23 protein-coding genes are annotated in these 23,050 nt (G+C 29.4%); 16 read left to right on the forward strand and 7 right to left on the reverse strand.

All coding sequences use genetic code 11. The annotated features are described in order from the left end of the window. Window positions 1-34 precede the first annotated feature (34 nt). From ychF to rpiB, 6 genes are read right to left on the reverse strand one after another with little or no spacing between them, the layout of a single operon-like run. Window positions 35-1,135, reverse strand: coding sequence for a redox-regulated ATPase YchF (gene ychF / locus CAMP5118_RS01695; protein ID WP_337216450.1), 1,101 nt, complete (start codon window positions 1,133-1,135; stop codon window positions 35-37). Window positions 1,136-1,137: 2 nt separating this feature from the next. After that, window positions 1,138-2,583, reverse strand: a complete 1,446-nt coding sequence (locus CAMP5118_RS01700) for a leucyl aminopeptidase (protein ID WP_337216451.1) — start codon at window positions 2,581-2,583, stop codon at window positions 1,138-1,140. Continuing rightward, window positions 2,580-3,173 (reverse strand): DedA family protein, encoded by a 594-nt coding sequence (locus CAMP5118_RS01705; RefSeq protein WP_263703136.1) that lies wholly within the window; start codon window positions 3,171-3,173, stop codon window positions 2,580-2,582. Before CAMP5118_RS01705 ends, CAMP5118_RS01700 begins: the two co-directional genes overlap by 4 nt. 1 nt (window position 3,174) lies before the next feature. Continuing rightward, window positions 3,175-3,711, reverse strand: coding sequence for an adenine phosphoribosyltransferase (gene apt / locus CAMP5118_RS01710; RefSeq protein ID WP_337216537.1), 537 nt, complete (start codon window positions 3,709-3,711; stop codon window positions 3,175-3,177). After that, entirely contained in the window at window positions 3,711-4,043 is a 333-nt protein-coding gene (locus CAMP5118_RS01715) for a hypothetical protein (RefSeq protein ID WP_039618138.1), read from the reverse strand. The genes apt and CAMP5118_RS01715 overlap by 1 nt, the downstream gene beginning before the upstream one ends. Further along, entirely contained in the window at window positions 4,040-4,477 is a 438-nt protein-coding gene (gene rpiB / locus CAMP5118_RS01720; protein WP_039668316.1) for a ribose 5-phosphate isomerase B, read from the reverse strand. Before rpiB ends, CAMP5118_RS01715 begins: the two co-directional genes overlap by 4 nt. Window positions 4,478-4,616: 139 nt before the next feature. Between rpiB and CAMP5118_RS01725 the strand changes: the two genes are divergently transcribed. Next, window positions 4,617-5,168, forward strand: coding sequence for a CheB methylesterase domain-containing protein (locus tag CAMP5118_RS01725; RefSeq protein WP_263679346.1), 552 nt, complete (start codon window positions 4,617-4,619; stop codon window positions 5,166-5,168). Between the two features lie 9 nt (window positions 5,169-5,177). Beyond that, a complete protein-coding gene (locus CAMP5118_RS01730) occupies window positions 5,178-5,960 on the forward strand; it encodes a CheR family methyltransferase (RefSeq protein WP_263664281.1) in 783 nt (260 codons plus the stop codon). On the opposite strand, the gene CAMP5118_RS01735 is transcribed toward CAMP5118_RS01730, so the two are convergent. Beyond that, on the reverse strand, window positions 5,957-7,150 hold the full coding sequence (locus CAMP5118_RS01735; protein ID WP_263683290.1) for an MFS transporter: 1,194 nt from the start codon (window positions 7,148-7,150) through the stop codon (window positions 5,957-5,959). The genes CAMP5118_RS01730 and CAMP5118_RS01735 overlap by 4 nt on opposite strands. Window positions 7,151-7,255: 105 nt before the next feature. On the opposite strand from CAMP5118_RS01735, the gene CAMP5118_RS01740 reads away from it, so the two are divergent. The 14 genes from CAMP5118_RS01740 (at window position 7,256) to CAMP5118_RS01805 (ending at window position 23,048) form a co-directional block, all read left to right on the forward strand. Continuing rightward, entirely contained in the window at window positions 7,256-8,302 is a 1,047-nt protein-coding gene (locus CAMP5118_RS01740; RefSeq protein ID WP_337216452.1) for a dehypoxanthine futalosine cyclase, read from the forward strand. Next, window positions 8,302-9,522, forward strand: coding sequence for a M16 family metallopeptidase (locus CAMP5118_RS01745; protein WP_337216453.1), 1,221 nt, complete (start codon window positions 8,302-8,304; stop codon window positions 9,520-9,522). The genes CAMP5118_RS01740 and CAMP5118_RS01745 overlap by 1 nt, the downstream gene beginning before the upstream one ends. Continuing rightward, window positions 9,512-11,335: an ATP-dependent DNA helicase RecG gene (gene recG, locus CAMP5118_RS01750; RefSeq protein ID WP_337216454.1), complete on the forward strand. Its 1,824-nt coding sequence runs from the start codon at window positions 9,512-9,514 to the stop codon at window positions 11,333-11,335. The genes CAMP5118_RS01745 and recG overlap by 11 nt, the downstream gene beginning before the upstream one ends. Next, the gene (locus CAMP5118_RS01755) at window positions 11,328-11,930 is read left to right on the forward strand and encodes a Crp/Fnr family transcriptional regulator (RefSeq protein WP_214127250.1); all 603 of its coding nucleotides are present in this window, start codon (window positions 11,328-11,330) and stop codon (window positions 11,928-11,930) included. The genes recG and CAMP5118_RS01755 overlap by 8 nt, the downstream gene beginning before the upstream one ends. 43 nt (window positions 11,931-11,973) lie before the next feature. After that, window positions 11,974-12,621, forward strand: a complete 648-nt coding sequence (locus CAMP5118_RS01760; RefSeq protein ID WP_263664277.1) for an amino acid ABC transporter permease — start codon at window positions 11,974-11,976, stop codon at window positions 12,619-12,621. Then, a complete protein-coding gene (locus CAMP5118_RS01765) occupies window positions 12,614-13,273 on the forward strand; it encodes an amino acid ABC transporter permease (protein WP_039618154.1) in 660 nt (219 codons plus the stop codon). The genes CAMP5118_RS01760 and CAMP5118_RS01765 overlap by 8 nt, the downstream gene beginning before the upstream one ends. Window position 13,274: 1 nt before the next feature. Beyond that, window positions 13,275-14,012 carry an amino acid ABC transporter ATP-binding protein gene (locus CAMP5118_RS01770; RefSeq protein WP_337216455.1) on the forward strand — a complete coding sequence of 246 codons (738 nt, stop codon included), beginning with the start codon at window positions 13,275-13,277 and terminating at the stop codon, window positions 14,010-14,012. A gap of 108 nt (window positions 14,013-14,120) precedes the next feature. Then, the gene (locus tag CAMP5118_RS01775) at window positions 14,121-14,918 is read left to right on the forward strand and encodes a cysteine ABC transporter substrate-binding protein (protein ID WP_442863221.1); all 798 of its coding nucleotides are present in this window, start codon (window positions 14,121-14,123) and stop codon (window positions 14,916-14,918) included. 2 nt (window positions 14,919-14,920) lie between these two features. Then, entirely contained in the window at window positions 14,921-16,171 is a 1,251-nt protein-coding gene (locus CAMP5118_RS01780; protein ID WP_337216457.1) for an MFS transporter, read from the forward strand. Window positions 16,172-16,208: 37 nt separating this feature from the next. Beyond that, the gene (locus CAMP5118_RS01785; protein WP_337216458.1) at window positions 16,209-17,615 is read left to right on the forward strand and encodes a COG3400 family protein; all 1,407 of its coding nucleotides are present in this window, start codon (window positions 16,209-16,211) and stop codon (window positions 17,613-17,615) included. A gap of 7 nt (window positions 17,616-17,622) precedes the next feature. After that, the gene (aroB, locus tag CAMP5118_RS01790) at window positions 17,623-18,681 is read left to right on the forward strand and encodes a 3-dehydroquinate synthase (RefSeq protein ID WP_337216459.1); all 1,059 of its coding nucleotides are present in this window, start codon (window positions 17,623-17,625) and stop codon (window positions 18,679-18,681) included. Continuing rightward, window positions 18,678-20,207 (forward strand): mechanosensitive ion channel family protein, encoded by a 1,530-nt coding sequence (locus CAMP5118_RS01795; protein ID WP_318530084.1) that lies wholly within the window; start codon window positions 18,678-18,680, stop codon window positions 20,205-20,207. Before aroB ends, CAMP5118_RS01795 begins: the two co-directional genes overlap by 4 nt. After that, window positions 20,204-21,460: a tRNA (N(6)-L-threonylcarbamoyladenosine(37)-C(2))-methylthiotransferase MtaB gene (gene mtaB, locus CAMP5118_RS01800; RefSeq protein ID WP_337216460.1), complete on the forward strand. Its 1,257-nt coding sequence runs from the start codon at window positions 20,204-20,206 to the stop codon at window positions 21,458-21,460. Before CAMP5118_RS01795 ends, mtaB begins: the two co-directional genes overlap by 4 nt. Continuing rightward, window positions 21,450-23,048 carry an AAA family ATPase gene (locus CAMP5118_RS01805; protein ID WP_337216461.1) on the forward strand — a complete coding sequence of 533 codons (1,599 nt, stop codon included), beginning with the start codon at window positions 21,450-21,452 and terminating at the stop codon, window positions 23,046-23,048. The genes mtaB and CAMP5118_RS01805 overlap by 11 nt, the downstream gene beginning before the upstream one ends. The last annotated feature ends 2 nt before the right edge of the window (window positions 23,049-23,050 follow it).

Here is a 23,050-nt window from a genome sequence, read left to right on the forward strand (position 1 = left end):
GAGATTGCAAGCTTGAAATAGCTTGCAATTTGAATTAAACATTGAATCTAAAATGCATTACATCGCCATCTTGTACGATATAATCTTTTCCTTCAAGACGTAGTTTTCCTGCTTCTTTAGCGCCACTTTCTCCTTTGCAAGCGATATAATCTTCATAAGAAATCACTTCAGCTTTGATAAAACCTTTTTCAAAATCATTATGGATTACACTTGCTGCTTTTGGTGCTTTCCAGCCTCTTTGTATAGTCCATGATCTAACTTCTATTTGACCTGCTGTAAAATAGCTAATTAGATTAAGCTTTGAAAATGCTGTGCGTATAACTACTTCAAGCCCACTACGCTCAATCCCTAAAGATTTTAAAAACTCAAAGTGCTCCTCATCACTTAAAGCTATCATTTCCTCTTCTATTTTAGAGCAAAGTTTGATAACCTCATGACCTGATTTTGCTGCAAATTCTTTGAGATTTCTTACAAATTCATTATCTTCTAAAAGGGAATTCTCATCTACATTTGCCCCATATATCACTTCCTTAGCTGAAAGCAATCTTAGTTCTTTTATAAGAGCATAATAGACTTCATTTTTATTTGGAAATGAGCTTGCACTATTGTTTTGATTTAAATGTTCTAAAAGCTCATTGGCTAAAGCTAGACTTTCTTTTGCACCTTTTTCATTAGCTTTTGCACCTTTGGTGAGTTTTTCTATTTTTTTACTAAGTTGTTCTATATCTGCTAGTATAAGTTCTGTTTCTATGATTTGCACATCACGCACAGGATCAACACTGCCCGCAACATGGGTGATATTTTCATCATCAAAACAACGCACAATATGTAAAATCATCTCTGTTTCACGTATGTTAGATAAAAATTTATTACCCAAACCCTCACCTTTGCTAGCGCCAGCTACTAAACCTGCTATATCAACAAATTCTATATTTGAGCGTATGATTTTTTGTGGATTGACAATCTTTGCTAGCTCTTTTAAGCGATAATCAGGCACAGGCACTACTGCTTTGTTTGGCTCTATGGTACAAAATGGATAATTTGCGCTTTCTGCATTTTGTGCTCTTGTTAGTGCATTAAAAGTGGTAGATTTTCCGACATTTGGAAGTCCTACTATACCAACTGATAAACTCATTTTTATTTCCTTGAAAGATAAAGTAAATATGAAAGGCACATTCTAACACCTGCTCCACTTGCACCAAAGCTATGATAACCCCAAGCTTTTTCTAAGTAAGCTGGCCCTGCGATGTCTAAATGTAGCCATTTGTCTTTGTATTCTTCTCTAATGAAAGAATTTAAAAATAACCCCGCTGTAATAGCCCCACCATAACGACTTGAAGAGGTATTACTTACATCTGCTATATTTGATTTTATAAGCTCTTTTAAGTGTGGATTAAAATGTAAAATAGTAGCTAAATCTCCACTTTTTTTACTTACTTTGAAAAAATCATTTTGTAAATCTTCATTATTTCCCATGATAGCACTTGTGTATTCTCCAAGTCCTACTACGCAAGCTCCAGTTAGAGTGGCAAGATCTATTAATAAATCAGGTTTTAGATCTTGAGCAAGCGAAAGACAGTCTGCTAAAACTAATCTTCCTTCTGCGTCGGTATTTCTAACCTCTATACTCACACCTTCTCTTGAGATGAGTACATCATCAGGCTTGTAAGCATTTCCACCTATCATGTTTTCAGTTGCACCGATGATAGAATGCACTTCTATATCAAGGTTTAATTCACTTGCACCTTTGATGATAGCCATTGCGGCCGCACCACCACTTTTGTCAGATTTCATCGTTAGCATATAATCAGCAGGTTTTAAACTAAGTCCACCACTATCATAAGTTAGCCCTTTACCTACAAACACTACTTTCATTTTTGCATTTTTTGGTTTGTATGAAAGATGAATGAGTTTTGGTGGATGGATCGAAGCGCGATTTACTGCTAAAAATGCTTGCATTTTTTCTTGCTCTAAGAAATCACTCTCATAGATTTTACATGAAATCTTGCAATCATTTTGACTTAAGCTAAGAGCATCCTTAGCCATTTTTGCAGGAGTATAAATTTGAGGAATTTCATTTACGATATTTTTTGCAAAATCACAAGCATTTGAAAAAACCTGACCATAGTTTATACCTATGCAAGCTTCTTCTAGGTTATATGCTTTGTCATTAATTTCATCTTTTGAGATGAAAATATTCTCTAACTTACTCTGTGTTTTTTCTTTTTTATATTTATCAAACTCATAAGCACCAAAAGTAAATCCTTGAATCATAGCATTAAAGCTATTTACTACGCATTTTCCTACAACACTCTTTGTTTTAACACTTTGAATTTCAAGTTTTTTTAAAGTTTTATAAGCATTTGCAAAAGCAAGTCTTATATCTTCATATTCTAAACTTTTAAGTTCGCTATAAAGAATTTTATTTTGCATATCTATGCAAATTCCTTCGCCTTTATAGTTTGAAAGTTTAAAAAGTTTTTGACTTTGAGTGTATTTTTCTATCTTTTTATCTTGTATTAAAATGATTTCAAAGTCAGCATTTATAGAATTTATAGTTTCTTCTTTAAAATTAAAAATCATTTATGTTCCCTTTTTCTAAGTATTGATTTTTCTATTTGTTTCATACCTAAAAATAAAGCAAGTAAAAAACAAGCAATAATAGGCACTGCAAAATACCAGTGATCTCCAGCCCATTCCACTGCAAGCCAAATTTGTTTTCCAAAAAACCATGCAAGCAAAATGGTTATAGCAGCCCAAGCCCAAGCACTAATGAGATTAATAAATGCAAATTTTTTCGCACTATAGCGTGTTAGTCCTATGCTCATAGGTATAATGGTTCTAAAGCCATACATATATCTTTGTATGAATATAATAGGCCAGCCAAAACGCTGTAAGAGTAAATGCGCTATGGCAAATTTACGCCTTTGGGTGCGAAGTTTTTTCTGAATGTATTTTTTATTATATCTTCCTATATAAAAGTATATTTGATCACCTACAAAACCACCCAAACCTGCTACAAAGATGATAAATCCTAAATTTACATGACCTTCATGTGCAAAAATACCTGCTAAAATAAGCGCAAGTTCTCCCTCAAGTATGCACCATAAAAACACGATGATATAAGCCCAGTTTTTATAATCATACAAAAGTTGTTTTAAAAATTCTTCCATTTTATACCTCTAAAACACTATAAACAGAAGTTAATTTAGCTAATTCTTTAGCCCCATTAAGATCTTTTAATTCTAGTAAAAAACAAGCTTCAATGCATTTTGCATTGAGTTTTTCTATGAGTTTAACAGCAGCGATAGCTGTGCCACCTGTGGCGATGAGATCATCTATGAGCAAAACGTTTGCTTTTTGATTATTAAATGCATCGATATGAATTTCTATGGTATCACTACCATATTCTAAGCTATAAGATTCTTGCAAGCATTTTGAAGGTAATTTACCTGGTTTTCTAATAGGTACAAAAGGTAGTTTTAATCTAGCACTTAGTGCAGCTCCAAAAATAAAACCTCTACTTTCAATGCCAACGATATAATCAAGCTTTGTGTTTTGGTATTTTTCAACTAAATGATCCATTAAAAATGCAAATGCTTCTTTATTATTTAATAAAGTAGTGATATCTCTAAAGATAATTCCTTCTTTTGGAAAATCTTTAATAGCTCTAATACTATCTAATAAGTATTTTTTATCTTGTTCTTTCATCATAGTAATGCCTCGATTTTTGCTTCTAATTCTTTGATTCTTTGTCTTAATTTTTCATTTTCGATACGATATTGTGAATTTCTTGTTCTAAGAGAGGTTAGGTCTGCTTTGCTTTTGTTTAATTCCTCAGTTAAAATATCAATATTACCCAAGCTTCTTTGAAGTTGTACTTGTAATTTTCTAATGACTATTTCAGTATCATCAAGATTATTTTTTATGAATTCTTTTGCTACTTTTTCTTTATGAAGTAAGGTTTTATAATAAAGCAACATAATAGTCATATAAATACTAACACAAATTAATACAGTTAATACAAGCCAACTTAAAATCATAATTTTGCCTCTATTTTACTAATTCGCACGCAATGTCTTCCACCGCTAAAAGAAGTATTAATGAAATTTGAGATGATTTCAAAAGCCATATCTACTCCGGTTAGTCTAGCTCCTAAGGCTAAAACATTTGCATCGTTATGTTCTCTTGAGAGTTTAGCGCTTAAAGGTTCGTTACACAAAGCACAGCGTATATTTGTATGGCGATTTGCTGCTATACTCATACCAATACCTGATCCACATACTAAAATTCCAAAACTATTTTCATCAATTTTAGAGCTTAATAAATGTGCATAATCAGGATAATCACAACGATCATTACTAAAAGGACCTAAGTCTTCAAAGCTTATATTTTTTTCTTGTAAAAAATTGATAATTTCTTGCTTTAAAATAAAGCCAGCATGATCACTTGCTATGTAAATTTTTTCTCTTAACATTTAATAATCACTTATCATTTGAAATTTAAAGTATTAATTTTATCATATTTAATTAAAATTTTTCTTTCTTGTATATAATTATTTTTTAATATTTTCAAATATTTAATTTGATATAATAATACTAAACTTAAGGTAAAAAATGAAGCTTATTTTGATTGGTTCTTCAACGGGCGGTCCAAGCCAACTAAAGTTTTTACTTAATGATATAGAACTTAAAGATTGTGCGGTAGTGATTGCCCAACATATGAACCCAGCTTTTATTCCTTCTTTTGTAAATCAATTCAACAAAGAAGCAAAAAGTGATGTGATCATACCAAATGACAAAGAAGTTTTAAAAAATAAAATTTATATTTGTCAAAGAAATATGGTTTTAAGTGGAAATAATGCTTTGGTGTTAAATACTACAGAGCAAACAAGTAGTTTTAATCCAGGAATTGATGTTTTATTTCATTCAGCTGTAAATCTTTGCAAATATCATAAAATTTTAGCTTTGATTATGACAGGAATGGGTGATGATGGTGCTAAATCTTTATTTGAGCTTTATAAAGTTGGTGTGAGGTGTTTATGTGAAAATGAGGCAGATTCTATAGTATATGGAATGCCGAAAAAAGCTAGAGATACTAATCCAAATTTAAAACCTATGAGTTTAATAGAACTCAAAAAAGAAATAATAAATTTTATCAAATCATAGGATGGAAAGATGATAAAAATTACAGAAAATGAAATGAATGATTTTATAAAAATAGTAGAGCAAATAAGTGGAAATAATCTTAATACTAAAAAAGATATTTTATCTATAAAGCTACCTAAATTTTTACAAGAATTAGGTTTAAGCAGTCTTAGTGAATTAAATGAAAAAGTGCAGTTTCAAAGAAATTTAAAGCAAGAAACTATGGATTTTATTACAGTTTGTGAGACATATTTTTTTAGAGAATTAGAACAATTAAAAGATGTAATTTTTTATATAAAATCTCTTGATCGACCTGTAAATGTGCTTTGTGCTCCATGTTCAAGTGGTGAGGAAGTGTATTCTTTAGCTATTTTAGCAAGTGAGAATTTTGTTAAAGGTATGAATATAGTTGGTATAGATATTAATAAAAAAATGATAGATAAATGCAATGAAATGTTATATTCAGAGCGCTCAGTAGCTAGATTAAACACTATGCAAAAAACGCGTTATTTTGATGTAAAAGATAGAATGTATCAGCTTAAAAAAGAGACTTTAGCTTGTAGATGTCGTTTTGAGCTTTGTAATGTTTTTGATGATTCTTTATTTAAACTTGGGAAATTTGATGTGATTTTTTCAAGAAATATGATGATTTATTTTGATCAAGATTTCAAAATAAGATTAATGGAGCGTTTCCATAGGATATTAAACAGAGAAGGTAGAATATACCCAGGAAAATCAGATCTTGTACCTGAAACAGCGTATTTTGAAAAAAACTTTTCAGCGGGTGGGGTTTATTATTCTAAGGTGGATTAATTATATTTTTTATTAAACCACCACCAATAAATCGCCGCAAAGATAAAACATACTCCTAAGCCAAAAGTAAAATGGCTTAATTTTACTCCATAAAATTCAAATAAATATCCTGTTGAAAAAGCAATAATTGCACTAAAAGTTAAATACACCATATCATTATAGGCAATCACTCTACCATAATATCTTTTATCACAATCATTTTGCAAAAGTGTGTAAGTATAGCTCCATAAAGATGAAGTACAAAAACCTGCCATTACTAAGCCTATAAAGGCAAGATAAAAGTTAAATTGCAAGCAAGCCCAAAGCATTATACCTATACCTTGCGCTAAGTATAAATATACTAAAGTGTTTTTATTAATATAAGGACTAAGCACATAAGGTCCTATGAGTAAAGATATGGCTCTTATAGCATTAGAAAGCCCTATGGCTAGAGGTATGGAAATAACTTTTGCGTATTCATATTCGGCTAAAAGAGTGATTAAAACATCATAAGCGGTTATTCCTACAACTCCATGAAGTAAAATCAAATGAATGATTTTTTTATTGTTAAATACATAAACTAAACCTTCTTTGATTAATATAAAAAGATTGTTTTGTGTGGTGTTTTTTTCATCAGGTAAGATTAAAGTTTTAAGTATAAGCATAGCACAAAATAACATTAAAGTATCAGCTATGAAAGCTGGTTTTACTCCAAAAAGATCTATAAAAAGTCCTGCTGCGCCCATACCCAAAGCATATGATACAGCCCATATAATACTATGAAGCTCATTGCCTAGTTTTAATTCTTGTGGGGTTAAAATTTTAGGTAAAACTGACATTTCTGTTTGAAAATACATGCTTGCAACCGCCATACGCACAAAGGTTAAAAAGTATAAAAACCAAAGCATAGCTAAAGAATTTACAAAAATTAGCATAAAAATAGAAATCATCTCAATGCTAATCATTGTCAGTAATAAATTCTTAGGTTTAAATCTATCTACTATAACTCCATTTATAGGTGCAAGTATAATAGAAGGTAAAAAAACAAAAATAGCTGAAAAGCCTATGATATTTGCAGGCGCTTGTAGCTCTTTGGTTAAGAGAGTAAAAACACCTACTTGAGAAAACCATGCACCAAAATAACTTATAAATTGTACCATTGCTAAAAGGCGAAAAGTTTTATTATTTTTAAGTAAAGACCTATAAGTCATGAGTATCCTATGAATATATGAAATTAAAGGGCTTGATTATATCGTTTTTAAGATTATTTTACATTTAAATGCTATAATAATTCTTTTTTATAAAAAAGGTTAATAATGAATAGATTAAGCAAAAAAGAAGCATTGAATTTACTCCAAAATGCACCTTTATACGAATTAGGCGCAATGGCATATGAGAAAAAATTAGAGCTTCACCCTGAAAAAATAACTACTTTTGTGGTGGATAGAAATATAAATTATACAAATATTTGTTGTATTGATTGTGATTTTTGTGCTTTTTGTAGAAAAGAAAAAGATGATGATTCTTATATTTTAAAATACGAAGAAATAGGACAAAAAATAGAAGAATTACAAGCCATAGGTGGAACGCAAATTTTATTTCAAGGCGGGGTGCATCCAAAACTTAAAATAGAATGGTATGAAGACTTACTTTCTTATATAAAAACTAATTATCCAACCATCACTGTGCACGGTTTTTCAGCAGTAGAGATAGCTTATATAGCAAGAGTTTCTAAAATTTCTATAGAAGAGGTTTTAAAAAGATTACAAACTAAAGGACTTTTTTCTATACCTGGAGCGGGTGCTGAAGTATTAAGCGATAGGGTAAGAGATATCATCGCACCACACAAATGCGACACGGCTACTTGGCTTAGAGTACATGAGAGTGCGCATAATATAGGTATGAAAAGTACTGCTACAATGATGTTTGGTACGGTTGAAAATGATGAAGAAATCATTGAACATTTTGATCATTTAAGAAATTTACAAGATAAAACAAATGGTTTTAGAGCTTTTATTTTATGGTCATTTCAAAGTGAAAATACTCCTTTGATTAAAAAACATCCTGAAATCATCAAGCAAAGCTCTAATAGGTATTTAAGACTGCTAGCTTTGGCAAGATTATATTTGGATAATTTTAAAAATTTACAAAGTTCTTGGGTAACACAAGGCTCTTTGATAGGCCAACTTGCTTTAAAATTTGGTGCAAATGACTTAGGTTCAACTATGATGGAGGAAAATGTTGTAGCTGCAGCGGGTGCAAAATATAGAATGAATCAAGAGCAAATGATAGAACTAATCAAAGATATAGGAGAATTACCTGCTAAACGCGATACAGCTTATAATATTTTAGAAAGGTTTTAATGCTAAATTTAGACTTTAATAATACTAAAATAGACATAATATATGAGTATGAAAACGAGCTTCCTGTAGTATTTTTCAAACTCATTTTTAAAAATAGTGGAAAAATAGCAGAAAAACACAATAGGGGTTGTGCAAGTATGCTTGCTAGGTTTTTAAATGAAGGAAGTAATGATGAGTTTTTTAAAAGCTTAGAATACCGTGCTATAGAGCTTTATGCTAAGGCTAGTTTTGAGCATTTTCAAATTAGTATTAAATGCTTGAAAGAACATTTTGATTTTGCTTTAGAAAAATTACAAGAATTATTTTTAAATGTGCGTTTTGATGAAAAAATCTTACAAAGATTAAAAACTTTAGCTTTGGGTGAGCTTGCAAGTTTAAATACTGATTATGATTATCAAGCAAAAAGACTTTTGAATAAGAATGTTTTCAAAGATGAAATTTTTGCTAGTGGTCTTGATGGGACTAAAGAAAGCATAGAAAAGATTAGTTTGAAAGAATTACAAGATTTTATGAGTGAAAATTTAGTACTTGATAATGCTTTATTTGTTTTTGGTGGAGATATTAAAGAAGATGAAGTAAAGATTAAAGTAAAAAAAATTTGCCAAATTCTAAAAAGAAACACTCCAAATCAAAACAAAAGCTACAAGCTCGTTGATGAGAGTATAGAAGTAAGTGAGCAAAAAAGCACCGAGCAAGCTTATATATACTTTTGCTCTCCATTTAATATACAAATTAATGATGAAAAAATGTATTTAGCTAAACTTGCTTTGTTTATTTTAGGTCAAGGTGGTTTTGGTTCGCGTTTGATGGAAGAAGTGCGTGTAAAAAGAGGCTTGGCGTATTCAGCATATGCTATGCTTGATGTAAATTTAAATTATAGTAGAGTTTTTGGGTATTTGCAAACTAAAAATGAAAGTTCTAATGAGGCTAAAACTTTAGTTGAAGAAGTTTTTGAAAACTTTGTTCAAAATGGAGTCAATGAAAAAGAATTTCAACTAGCTAAGCAATTTTTAGTAGGTTCTATGCCTTTAAGGTATGAAAGCTTGGCTAAAAGACTAGATATAATGTTAAATGAGTATTTGCATGGTTTAAAACTTGGAAATTTAAAAGAAGAAATGCAAAAGATTAAAAACACTACTTTAAATGAGTTAAATGACTTTATTAAAGCACATAGTGAAATTACCAAAGTGAGTTTTGCAAGCATAGAAAATGAAAGTTGAAGAAAAGGATTTAAAACTACTTCATGCTTTAGGGGTTAAAAATTGTATCGATTTGGCTTTGATTTTACCTAAAAAATTTGATGATTTTAGAATTTCAAAGTTTCCAAAAGATACATTTTGCACCCAAAATGTAAAAATTATCAGCACGCAAAATCATCACTCCCAGCTTTTTATACTTTGTGAATGTTTAGAATGGGGTATAAAGGCAAATATAGTAATTTTTCATCCTAATAAATGGCATTTTAAAATTTTTAAACACAATGCTTTGATTTGTATCCATGCAAAGATGAATTTTTTTAATGGAATTTGGCAGTTTATAAACCCAAAAATAGTAAAAAATATAGGTCAAATAGTCCCTAAATACCAAATTAGCTCTATTAAAGATGAAAGCATAAAAAAACTTATCTTAAAATATGTCAATGAAGCTAATTTAAAAGCGCTAAATTTAGAACAAAAATACATTAATTTGCTTTTAAATTTGCACAATTATGATGATTTAACTCTTTATGAAAATTTTAACGCCATAGTTAAAGACTTAAAATATATAGAAATTTTTAATCATTTAAGGCGTTTAAAGGGTAAAAAAATATCACAAAATGCTTATGAAATAGAACTTTTTGATATAAGCTTTTGGCTTAAGGGTTTAGAATTTAACCCTACAAATGATCAGCTTTTAGCGATAGAAGATATTAAAAAAGACTTGCAAAATAAAGTTGCTAAAAGGCGTATGGTAATGGGTGATGTGGGTTGTGGTAAGACTTTGATCATACTTGCTGCAAGTTTGCTTGTATATCCTAAAAAGGCTATTTTAATGGCTCCAACTAGTATATTAGCAGAGCAAATTTATTATGAAGCAAAAAGACTGTTACCTAATTTTGTTAATGTATTGCTTTTAAAAGGTGGTAAAAAAGATAAAGATTTAGCAAAATTAAAAAAACAAGCTCATTTTATCATAGGTACGCATGCGCTCATTCATCAAGAAGAATTTGAAGCAGTTTTAGTGATGATAGATGAGCAACACCGCTTTGGTTCTAATCAAAGACAAAAAATAAGCGAGCTTAGCAAAAACTCTCAATATGCTCCACATATCGTGCAATTTTCTGCCACACCTATACCAAGAACACTTTCTATGATACAAAGTGAGCTTGTAAATTTTAGTTTTATTAAACAAATGCCTTTTAAAAAAGACATTAAGACTTTTTGTATACAAGATAAAGATTTTAAATATTTGCTTAAAAAAATCGATGATGAGCTAGCTAAAAATCACCAAGTAATCATCATTTATCCTTTGGTAAATGAAAGTGAAAATATAGATTATTTATCGCTAGAACAAGCACAAGGATACTGGATAAACAAATACAAAAATGTTTATGTAACTCATGGAAAAGATAAAAATAAAGATCAAATTTTGCAAGAATTTAGAGAAAAAGGCACGATTTTGCTTTCTACAACGGTGGTTGAAGTGGGGATTTCTTTGCCAAGACTTAGTGTGATTGTAGTTGTTGGGGCTGAAAGACTTGGGCTTGCTACCTTACATCAGCTTCGAGGTAGGGTAGGTAGAGTAGGGCTTGAGAGCTTTTGTTATTTATACACTAAGCAAAAAGAAATTCCAAGCCGTTTGCTTGAATTTGCTAAAACTTTAGATGGATTTAAAATAGCTGAGCTTGATTTGAAAAATAGGCTAAGTGGGGATTTGCTAGATGGTAGAGTGCAACATGGCAATCATTTTAAATTCTTTGATTTTGCAGATGATGAAGAGTTAGTTTTAAAAGCAAAAGAAAGTATCAAAAATATGGAAAAAGAAAATGGATAAACACTTTGAAATTTTAATTTCTAAAGGCAAGAAAAAACATTTTAACAAAGGGAATATTTTATTTTTTCAAGGTGAAAAAGCAAATAAAATTTATATTTTACTAAGTGGAAAAGTGCGTATATATAAGGTGAATACAAAAGGTTTTGAACTAACACTGCATACTTTAACTCCAGTAAATTTTATAGCTGAAATGCCTGTGTTTGAGGGTATTAATTACCCAGCTAATGCTATTTGTGAGCAAGATTGTGAAATTTGTGTTTTTGATTTTGATGAATTTAAAAAATTATGCTTAGAAAATGGAGAATTTAGCTTTTTACTTTTGACTTCTTTAATCGGTAAAATTCGAATTTTAGAAAATTTCATCAGACAAAAATCTTTGGATTTAAAATCAAGACTAGTCAGCTTTTTACTAGAAAATGAAGAAAAATTACAAAATTTAAAGCAAAAAGAAATTGCTGTGATTTTAAATTTACCCCCAGAATCTTTATCGCGTTTTTTAAAAGAATTAAAACAAAATGAGCTTATTTGCACAAATAAAGGTAAAATAGCAATTTTAAATAAAGAAAAAATGCAAAATTTAATTAAGTCTTTTTAAGTCTTATTTGTTACAATATTGTATTTAAAGTATGGAAGGTTTTATGGATTTTGATTTTTTAATCAAGTTTAGCCCTATGTTTATACAAGCTTCTTGGCTTACTTTAAAACTTGCTATTTATGGAGTATTTTTTTCATTTTTAGTAGGTTTATTTTGTGTGGGAGTAAGTTATTTTAAATTTTCTTTTTTAAATACAATCTGTAAAATTTACATAGAATTTTCAAGAAATACACCTTTATTAATCCAACTTTTCTTTTTATATTATGCTTTGCCTGAGTTTGGAATACACCTTAGTTCTTTTGCTTGTGCTGTGATAGGACTTAGTTTTTTAGGTGGTTCTTATATGGCTGAGAGCTTAAGAGCAGGTATGGAAGCGGTGAAAAAACAACAATATGAATCAGGACTTTCTTTGGGTTTGAGTAAATGGCAAAATTTTCGCTATGTGATCATGCCTCAAGCTTTGGGTATAGCTATGCCAAGTATTAGCGCAAATATCATTTTTTTACTCAAAGAAACTTCTGTAGTAAGTATTATTGCTTTAGCGGATTTAGTATATGTGGCTAAAGATCTTATAGGACTTTATTATAAAAGTAATGAAGCATTATTTGCTTTGGTGCTTTGTTATTTGATTTTGATTTTACCTTTATCTTTAGTGTTAAACCGTATAGAAAAAAGGTTAAATTATGTTTGAAATTTTAAATCAAGATACCTTTTTTAGACTAGCACAAGGTTTAAAGGTTACTTTAGAGCTTTCATTGATTAGTGTTTTGATTTCACTTATTGGAGGAGTATTTTTTGGAATTTTAATGCATTCTAAAAATAAAATCCTTTATGCTTTTTGTCGTTTTATGCTTGAGTTTGTGCGTATTATGCCTTTGATTGTTTGGCTTTTTATAGTGCATTTTGGCTTGGCGAAATGGTTTGGATGGCATTTGAGTGCTTTGGGTTCAAGTATTATTGTTTTTAGTATTTGGGGCGTGTTTGAGATGATGGATTTGGTTAGATCATCTTTAGCAAGCATACCAAAACACCAGTATGAATCAGGGCTTTCACTAGGTTTTAATAAATTTGAAGTTTATCTTTTTATTATTATACCTTTATCTTTAAGAAGATTATTACCAATGAGTATTAATCTTTTTACAAGAATTATTAAAAGTACTTCAGTGATTTATCTAATTGGTGGCATAGAGCTTATTAAAGTAGGCCAACAAGTGATTGAGCTAAATTTATTTCAAAATTCTTACGCGGCTTTTGTGATTTATGGTTTGATTTTATTGATTTATTTTATACTTTGCTATCCTTTGTCGGTATATTCAAAGTTTTTAGAGAAAAAATGGAGCTAATATGAGTATTTTAAAAATACAAAATTTACAAAAATATTATGATGATCATCATGTTTTAAAAGATATAAATTTAGAAGTAAATCAAAAAGAAGTAGTGGTTATACTAGGTCCAAGTGGTTGTGGGAAATCTACACTTTTAAGATGTATTAATGGTTTAGAAGAAATGGCTAATGGGGTTATTTTTGTAGATGATGAAAAAATTGATAAAAATTATAAAAAATGGACTCAAATTCGCCAAAAAATAGGCATGGTGTTTCAATCCTATGAGCTTTTTGATCATTTAAATGTGGAGCAAAATATACTCTTAGGGCCTTTAAAGGTGCAAAAAAGAAAAAAAGAAGAGGTTTTAGAAGAAGCAAAATACTGGCTTGATAGAGTAGGGCTTTTGCATAAATTAAAAGCCTATCCTAAAGAATTAAGTGGTGGACAAAAACAACGTATAGCCATAGTTAGAAGCCTTTGTATGAATCCTGAAATCATGCTTTTTGATGAAGTTACAGCAGCGCTTGATCCTGAAATTGTGCGTGAAGTTTTAGATGTGATTTTAAATTTAGCAAAAGATGGTATGACTATGCTTATAGTTACGCATGAAATGGGTTTTGCTAGAGCAGTTGCTGATAAAATAGTTTTTATGGATGATGGAAAAATAGTAGAAATTTCAAAGCCTGATGAATTTTTTGAAAATCCAAAAACTGATCGTGCGAAGAAATTTCTCAATTTGTTTGATTTTCATCGTTAATTTTATTTTAGAAAAGATTTGTTTAAAAAATTAATATAAGGTTTAAAAAATTTAAATTTCAATCATTAAGGAAAAAATATGAAAAAGATTTTTCTTTTATCGTTTTTAATGGCACTTTTTTTTAGCGCCTGCTCAAATTCAAATTCTAATGAAAACTCTATAGAGAAAATCAAACAACAAGGTGTTATCCGCATAGGTGTGTTTGGTGATAAACCTCCATTTGGTTATCTAGATGCTCAAGGGAAAAATCAAGGCTATGATGTGTGTTTTGCTAAACGTATAGCAAAAGAACTTTTGGGTGATGATTCTAAAGTACAATTTGTTTTAGTTGAAGCAGCAAATAGGGTGGAGTTTTTAGAGTCAAATAAAGTAGATTTAATCTTAGCAAATTTTACTAAAACTCCAGAAAGAGAAGCTGTGGTGGATTTTGCATTGCCTTATATGAAAGTTGCTCTTGGAGTAGTGGCTCCTAAGGGATCGGATATTAAAACTATAGATGATTTAAAAAACAAAACTTTGATTTTAAATAAAGGCACAACAGCTGATGCGTATTTTACAAAAAATATGCCAGAAATTAAAAGTATAAAATTTGATCAAAACACAGAAACTTTTGCAGCTTTAATCGGTAAAAGAGGCGATGCGCTAAGCCATGATAATGCTTTACTTTTTGCTTGGGCTAAAGAAAATCCAAATTTTGAAGTGGTAATTAAAGAACTTGGAAATCATGATGTCATAGCTCCTGCTGTAAAAAAAGGCGATGAGGCTATGTTGAAATTTATCAATGATTTGATTATAAAATTACAAAATGAGCAGTTTTTTCACAAAGCTTATGATGAAACCTTAAAGCCATTTTTTAGCGATGATATAAAAGCTGATGATGTAGTAATCGAAGGTGGCAAAATTTAATAATGCAAAAAGCCTTTAAAAATACCATCTATGCTTCTTTAGGTGGTATTTTAGAATTTTATGATTTTGTTTTATTTATCTTCTTTGCAAGTGTTTTTGCAAAAATTTTCTTTCCTCAAAATGATGATTTTTGGCCATTAATCTATACCTATGTAGCCTTTGGAGCAGGGTATTTAGCTAGACCTTTTGGTGCTGTTGTTTTAGCACATTTTGCAGATATTAAAGGGCGTAAGAATGTTTTTTATGTCAGTATGCTTTTAATGGTCGTGCCAAGTTTTGTTTTGGCCTTTTTACCTACTTATGAAAGCATAGGACTTTTAGCTACTTTTATGCTTTTTATCATACGGATAGCTCAAGGACTAGCCATAGGAGCTGAAGTTAGTGGTGCTTGGGTTTTTGTGAGTGAGTTTGTGGGCAAAAAAAGACTTGGCTTGGCACTTGGTTTTATTTCAGCGACTTTAACTTTAGGTTTATTACTTGGAAATTTAGCGACTTTAAGTATATATGCGTATTTTGATAAAGAAGAAGTAAGAAGCTTTGCTTGGAGAATTCCTTTTTTTATAGGGGGATTTTTTGGCATATTAGCTTTATTTTTGCGTACAAAACTTAACGAAACACCAGCTTTTAAAAATATAAAAGAAAAAGAAAAAATTTTAAATTTTCCACTTTTACAAGCTTTAAAAACACATAAAAAAAGTATGTTAATATGCGCTTTACTTACCGTGGTTTTAACAAGTGGGGTAGCTACTTTAATGATACTGCCACAATATTTTGAAAGCCTATTAGGAGTTAGTAAAACTACTGCTTTGACATATCAAAATTTGGCTATAGTGATGATCATACTAGGAAGTTTAGCACAAGGGTATTTAGCGGATTTTTTAGGACATTTTAGAATTTGCTTGATTTTCACTTTGGTTTTTGGAGTTTTTGGTGTAAGTTTTAGCTTTTATAATGAGTGGTTTTTATCATTTTACTTACTTGCTTGTTTTGCGCAAGGCATTATAGCTTTTGCTCCTATTTTTATGACTCAAATTTTTACTACAGAGTTAAGATCAAGTGGTCTTTCTTTTGCTTATAATATCTCTTATGCGATTTTAGGTTTTTTAACACCCTTTGTCGTTAATTTTATGTATGCTGAATATTTGTGGTTATATATTATTTTCATAGTAATTGCTAGTTTGTTAAGCATGTTTTTGATAAAAGTATTTTTAAAACAAAAACCAGTATTAAAAACTTTAAATTATAAACTATAACTTTGCTATAATTATATTTTATATTTTAGAGGTGTAAATGAATAAAATTTTATTACTAGCTGATGGGATTTTTGCTAAAGATTTTTTAAGGAAAATTCATAGCAATAAAACTTTTAAAGAGTCTTTGAGTGTTGTTTATTATAATGATGAAAGTGTGGATTTGGATTTAGAAAATGAACAAATATCTTTTTATAAATTTGATCCTACAAGTTTGGTTAAACTAGAAAATTTATCAAAGGAAGAATTCCATCAAGCTATCATCTATATGCAAGAAGAAGCTGATATGCTAGCTTGTTATAAAAATTTAAGAAAATTACATTCAAGATTAAATATAGTTATCATGGATTTGTGGAATAGTCAAATTGATGATAATTTTTGTGAAGTGATTAATATTTATGATACTTTAAGCACGAGATTAACAGGTTGTTTAGATAATATGCCTTCTATGGCACAATTTATAGGGCTTGGACAAGGTGAGATAATGGAGGTAAAAATTCCTGCAGGATCAAGCTTTGCTTATAGACATATAAGCTCTATTAGCCAAAAACGCTTTAAAATTGTAATGGTTTATAGAAATAATGAATTTATCCTAGCAAGACCTGGGCTTATTTTAATGCCAAATGATAGTATTTTAATCGTAGGTGATCCTAAAGTTTTACAAAGTGTTTTTACTAATGTTAAAACAAGTTTAGGACGCTTTCCATCGCCTTTTGGTGATAATATACTTTGTATTATAGATATGAAAAAAATGAGTGAGTTTGCTATAGAAAAGCTTATTTTTGCAAGTTTGCTTTTGCATGTAAGGATTAATAGTAAAAAGCTTTATTTTAAAGTGATTAATCCTACTTTAACTCCTATGTATTATAAACTTAAAGCCTTGCATAAAAATAGCACTGAGGTGATATTTGACTATGAAAATACAAATGTAAAAAACATTAAACCTTTTGTGGAAAATACTAGTATAGGTTTACTTGTAGTGGAAGATTATCTTTTTGAAAAAGAAAAAAGTTTTCTTTTTACTTTAAAAATTCCTGTTTTAAAAGCAGGTAAAGGGGATTTTGCTGACTTAAAATCATCGGTGGTTTTAAGCTCAAATTTTGAAGATGTGGAAGGTATTGCTTCTATTATGCTTGATTTAAATAAGCAAATCCAACTAGGGCTTGCTTTGTATTATTATGATTTAAAACTAAATAAAGCTGAAATTTTTGAATACCATCAATATTTTGAAAGCCTTTCAAAACTCCATGATGAAAAATTACTTTTAATAGAAGAAAAAGAACATAACCCTATCAATAAATTTTCTTATAAACAAAATGTATTGCATTTTGTGCCATTTAATGAAAAAATTTTAGGAAGTAATTTCAATAAAATTTTAAAAACAGATTTAAATACGATATATTATAAGATGAGTAAAAATTATCAATTATTTATACCATCGTTGTGAGAAAACAATGCAAGTTAAGGTAAATTTAGAAAATAATACAAGTTATAATGTCTATATAAATGAGCTAGAAAAGTTAAATTTTGATACTAAAGTAGTGATTTTAACTAATGAATTAGTAGCAAAGTTGCATTTAGATACGCTTTTGGAAAAAATTCAAGCTAAAGAGCTTTTTATCATAAAAATTAAAGATGGTGAAGAGTATAAAAATTTACAAACTATAGAATATATCTTAGATCAAATGTGTGCTTATAAGCTAGATAGAAAAAGCTTGCTTATAAGTTTTGGTGGCGGGGTTATCTCTGATATGGGTGGTTTTGTAGCAAGTATATATCAAAGAGGGATAGAATTTATTAATATTCCCACAACTTTACTAGCTTGTGTGGATGCAAGTGTGGGTGGTAAAACTGGAGTGAATAATAAATTTGGCAAAAACTTAATAGGTACTTTTTATCAACCAAAAGCGGTGTATTGTGAGAGTAAGTTTTTAAAAACGTTGCCTTCAAGAGAACTAGCTGCGGGTATGGCTGAATTTATCAAAATGGCTGTGGTATTTGATGAAGCAATTTTATCTTTTTTAGAAAATTTAGATGAGGATAAATTTTTAAATGCTAAATTAGATGATATTACCTTGGCTCAAATCATCCAAAAAAGCATAGAGCTTAAAGTTAGTGTGGTTTCGCAAGATGAAAAAGAAAGTGGTTTAAGAATGCTTTTAAACTATGGACACACTTTTGCTCATGTTATAGAAAATCAAACAGGATATAAAAAATACTTACATGGTGAAGCTGTGGCTATAGGTATGAATATGGCAAATATTTTAGCATTAAATTTAGGATTATTAAGTGAGAAAGAATGCCAAAGAGTGCAAAATTTACTTGTGAAATTTAAATTACCTATATCTTATAAAATTTCAAATACACAAGAGTTTTATAATGCCTTTTTCTTAGATAAAAAGACACATTTTCAAAAGATTAGTTTTGTTTTAGCTTGTGGTTTGGGAAAAGCTTGTATAAAAAATGATATAAACAAAGAAGATATTTTACGCACTTTAGAGGTGTTTGCATGAAAAAGATTTTTTTACTTTTATTTTTACCTTTTTTGATGCTTTTAGCGCAAGATGATATAGAGCATTTAGAGCAAAAACTCAATGAATTGCATAATAATTTAACATATAATACTTGGGTGATTAAATATAATAATTTTAATATTTACAGAAAAACTCAAAATGAAATTTTAGCTTTAGAAAAAGAAAGCTTAAAGGCTAATGAGCGCAATAAAAGCATTATAGAAAGGCAAATTTTAATCTTAAAAGAAAGATTAGAGCTTTTAAGTGAGTATAAAAGTGCAAATTTTTCCAAGATGGTTTTAGCGCCCGAAGAAGTTGATAAAATAGATAAACTAACTAATCCTTTAGCCATCATTTCAGCGTACTCACACATAAAAAAACTAAGACGTGATAAAGAAGAATATGTTAATCTCTTAAATAGTTTTAAGCAAACTTTAGATGAGCTTATAAAAGAAAATGTTTTAGTAGCTGAGATAGCTAAATTGGCCCCTAGTAAAGAACATGATGAGTATTTAAAAATATCCAATCAAATGGTGAGAGATTTTTCACAAACCTTGCGTTTTGGAGAAATTTCTTATTCTGTGTATGAGAAAAAAATTCAAGAAGAAATTGAAAAAACAACAGCTTCTATTAAAATTCAAGGTGTAAGAGCTTTTAATATAGTTTTGGCTATTATTATCGTTGTAGCCATAGCATTTTTACTCAAATTTATAGCTAGAAAATACATAGGCGATAATGATCGCTTTTATACAGCAAATAAAATCATTAATTTTATTAATATCAATGTGATTATTTTGATTTTACTTTTTGGATATATTGAAAATATTAGCTATTTGGTTACTGTGCTTGGTTTTGCCTCTGCTGGTTTGGCTATTGCTATGAAAGATATGTTTATGTCTATGCTTGGCTGGTGTGTGATAGTTTTTGGTGGAAGTTTTAGAGTGGGCGATAGGGTTAGAGTTTTTCAAAACAATACGCATTATATTGGTGATATAATTGATATTTCGTTTTTAAGAATAACCTTATATGAAGATATTTCTTTGCTAACTTATACAGATAATCGAAGAAGTGGTAGGATAATTTTTATACCAAATAATTTTATATTTACTAATCTTATATCAAATTATACTCATCATGGCATGAAAACAGTTTGGGATGGACTTGATATTACTTTGACTTTTGATTCAAATCATCAAAAAGCCTTAGAAATAGTGGAAGAAATCGTTATAAAAGCTTCTAAAGGTTATACAAAAATTGCAAAAGAATCTATGAGTAAATTAAGAAATGAATACAGCATTAGAAATCCTAAAGTAGAGCCTAGGTTTTTTACATTTTTGGAAGGTTATGGTATGAGAATTTCTGCTTGGTATATGACAAATTCTTATGCGGCTTTGATTTTAAGAAGTAATATAAGCAAAGAAATCATTAATGAATTTAATAAACATGATGATATAAAAATAGCTTATCCATCGCAAAATTTATATATGGCAAAACATGAATTTATAGAAAATAAGGAAGATATTTGAAAAAAAAGGTATATTTTAAAACTTTTGGTTGTAGAACTAATATTTATGATACGCAATTATTAAAAACTTATATTAAAGATCATATTGTTACACAAAATGAGCAAGAAGCTGATGTGATAGTGATAAATTCTTGTACTGTTACAAATGGTGCTGATAGTGGACTTAGAAGCTATATTAATGGTGTAAAGAAAAATGGAGTTAAGGTTATACTTACAGGCTGTGGTGCTGTAAGCAAGGGAAAGGATTTTTTTGATAAAAAAGAAATTTTTGGAGTTTTAGGGGCTTCTAATAAAGATAAAATTAACGAGTTAATCTCGCAAGATAAAGCCTTTTATGAGCTTGGAAATTTACGCTTTATTGATACAAAAATCGTAAGTAATTATGAAAATCACACTAAAGCTTTTGTAAAAATTCAAGAAGGATGTGACTTTGCTTGTAGTTATTGCATAATTCCAAGTGTTAGGGGTAAATCAAGAAGTATGCCAAGTGAGGAAATAATAAAACAAATCAAACTTCTTGCACAAAATGGTTATAGTGAAGTGGTTTTAACGGGTACTAATATAGGAAGTTATGGTTTGAAAGATAAAACTACACTTGGAAAATTATTACAAGAAATAGGTAAGGTTAATGGTATAAAAAGAGTAAGACTTGGGAGTTTGGAGCCTGCTCAAATTGATGAGAGTTTTAAAGAAATTTTAGATGAGCCTTGGCTTGAGAAGCATTTACATATTGCCCTGCAACACACTCATGAGAAAATGCTACGCATAATGCGTAGAAGATCGCATACGCAAAATGATTTAGCACTGTTTAATGAGTTAAGTCAAAAAGGTTTTGCTTTAGGAACAGACTTTATCGTAGCACATCCTGGAGAAAGTGAGTTAATATGGCAAGAAGCTTTAGAAAATTTCAAGCAATTTAAACTTACGCATATTCATGCTTTTATTTTCTCACCGCGTGATGGAACGCATTCTGCTTCTATGAGTGAACGAATTAATGGTGAAATAGCCAAAGAAAGATTAAATATTTTAAAAGATATAGTTGCTCAAAATAATTATGAGTTTAGAAAAAATCAAAAAAATACTTTAGAAATTTTAGTCGAGAGTAAAAAAGATGGTTTTTATGAAGGCTATGATCAATTTTTCAATAAAATCAAAATTACAAGCAAAGAAGATATTGCTAAACAATGGATAAATATTGAAAAATATGAATGCAAAGAAGATTGTAACTATGTAAGGTTAGGGGATGAAAAATAAAAAGATTATCTTAGCTTCATTTTTATTGCTTTGTGTTTTTGTAATAGTTGCGTTTATAAAAAATCAACCTGATTATATTAGCAAGTCTGCTTATGAAGAGCTTTTAGAGCAAAATTTAATCCAAAAAGCCATAGTAGAAAATAATGAAATATTATTAAAAAGCAAAGAAGGAAATTTTTTAATTGCTAAAGATGTAGTGGATTTAAATGCTTTGTGGCAAAAAATTCCTTTAGAATATGCTAAAGATTATAATTTAAGTGAGTTTTTTTTCATATTTATTTTGCTTGCTTTTCTTATAAGTTTTTTACTCTTTCTTAATAAAAAAAATAAAGATAGACAAAATTTACTTTCTTTAGAAAAAAATATTTTAGAAAAAAATGAACAAAATAACACTATACAAGATGTAGTAAGTGAAGTTAAATTTAAAGATGTAGCAGGGGTTGATGAGGCTAAGGTAGAGCTTTTAGAAATCGTTGATTTTTTAAAAAATCCTCAAAAATATAAAGATTTTGGCGTGAAAATGCCAAAAGGGGTTTTACTAGTAGGCCCTCCTGGAGTAGGTAAAACCTTGATAGCAAAAGCAGTAGCAGGCGAGGCTGGGGTGCCATTTTTTTATCAAAGTGGGGCTAGTTTTGTAGAAATTTATGTAGGTATGGGTGCAAAAAGAGTAAGAGAGCTTTTTTTAAAAGCTAAATCAAAAGCTCCAAGTATCATTTTTATAGATGAAATTGACGCAGTTGGTAAAAGTAGGGGGGATTTTTCTAATGTAGAAAGAGATAATACCCTAAATCAACTTTTAACTCAAATGGATGGATTTGAAGATAATAGTGGTGTTATAGTGATGGCCGCTACAAATAAAATCGATCTTATGGATAATGCGTTATTAAGGTCAGGTCGTTTTGATAGAAGAATTTTTATATCTTTACCTGATTTTAAAGATAGAATGCATATTTTACAAAATTATATGAAAGAGAAAAAATCTAGTGTAGATTTAGAAAAAATTGCAAAAGCTAGTGTGGGTTTTAGTGGAGCAGCTTTAGAGACTTTAGTTAATGAAGCGGCTATTAATGCTATAAGAAGAAAATCAGATTTAATAGAAGAAAATGATTTTTTTGCAGTGCTTAATAAAGTTTTAATGGGTAAAAAAAAGATTTTCTCTCTAAGTGATAAGGAAAGAAAAATTCAAGCCACATACCAAGCAGCTAAAGCTTTGTGTGCTTTTTATTTTGATGTTAAATTTGAAAAAATTACCTTAATAGAAGATAGATTTAAAGAGTATGAAAATACTATCAAATCAAAATCAGAATTATTAAATAAAATAAAAGTTTTTCTAGCAGGCTCAGTTGCTATGGAGCTTATTTTTAATGAAAGCTATACTAATGCACAAAGCGATCTTTTAAAGGTTAAAGAATTGCTTACTTTCATGGAAACTTTTGCTATGGCAAATGAGAGTTTATTGCAAGAGCAAAAGCAAGAAGTGAAAGAATTTTTAGAATTAATGAAAGAAAAAGTTGTGAGATTAGCTAGCATTCTTTTAGAAAATGAAAAAATAGAAAAACAAGATGTAGAAAAAATCATAATGGAGTAAAA

Source organism: Campylobacter sp. LMG 7929, assembly GCF_024723595.1.
Taxonomy (GTDB): Bacteria; Campylobacterota; Campylobacteria; order Campylobacterales; family Campylobacteraceae; genus Campylobacter_D.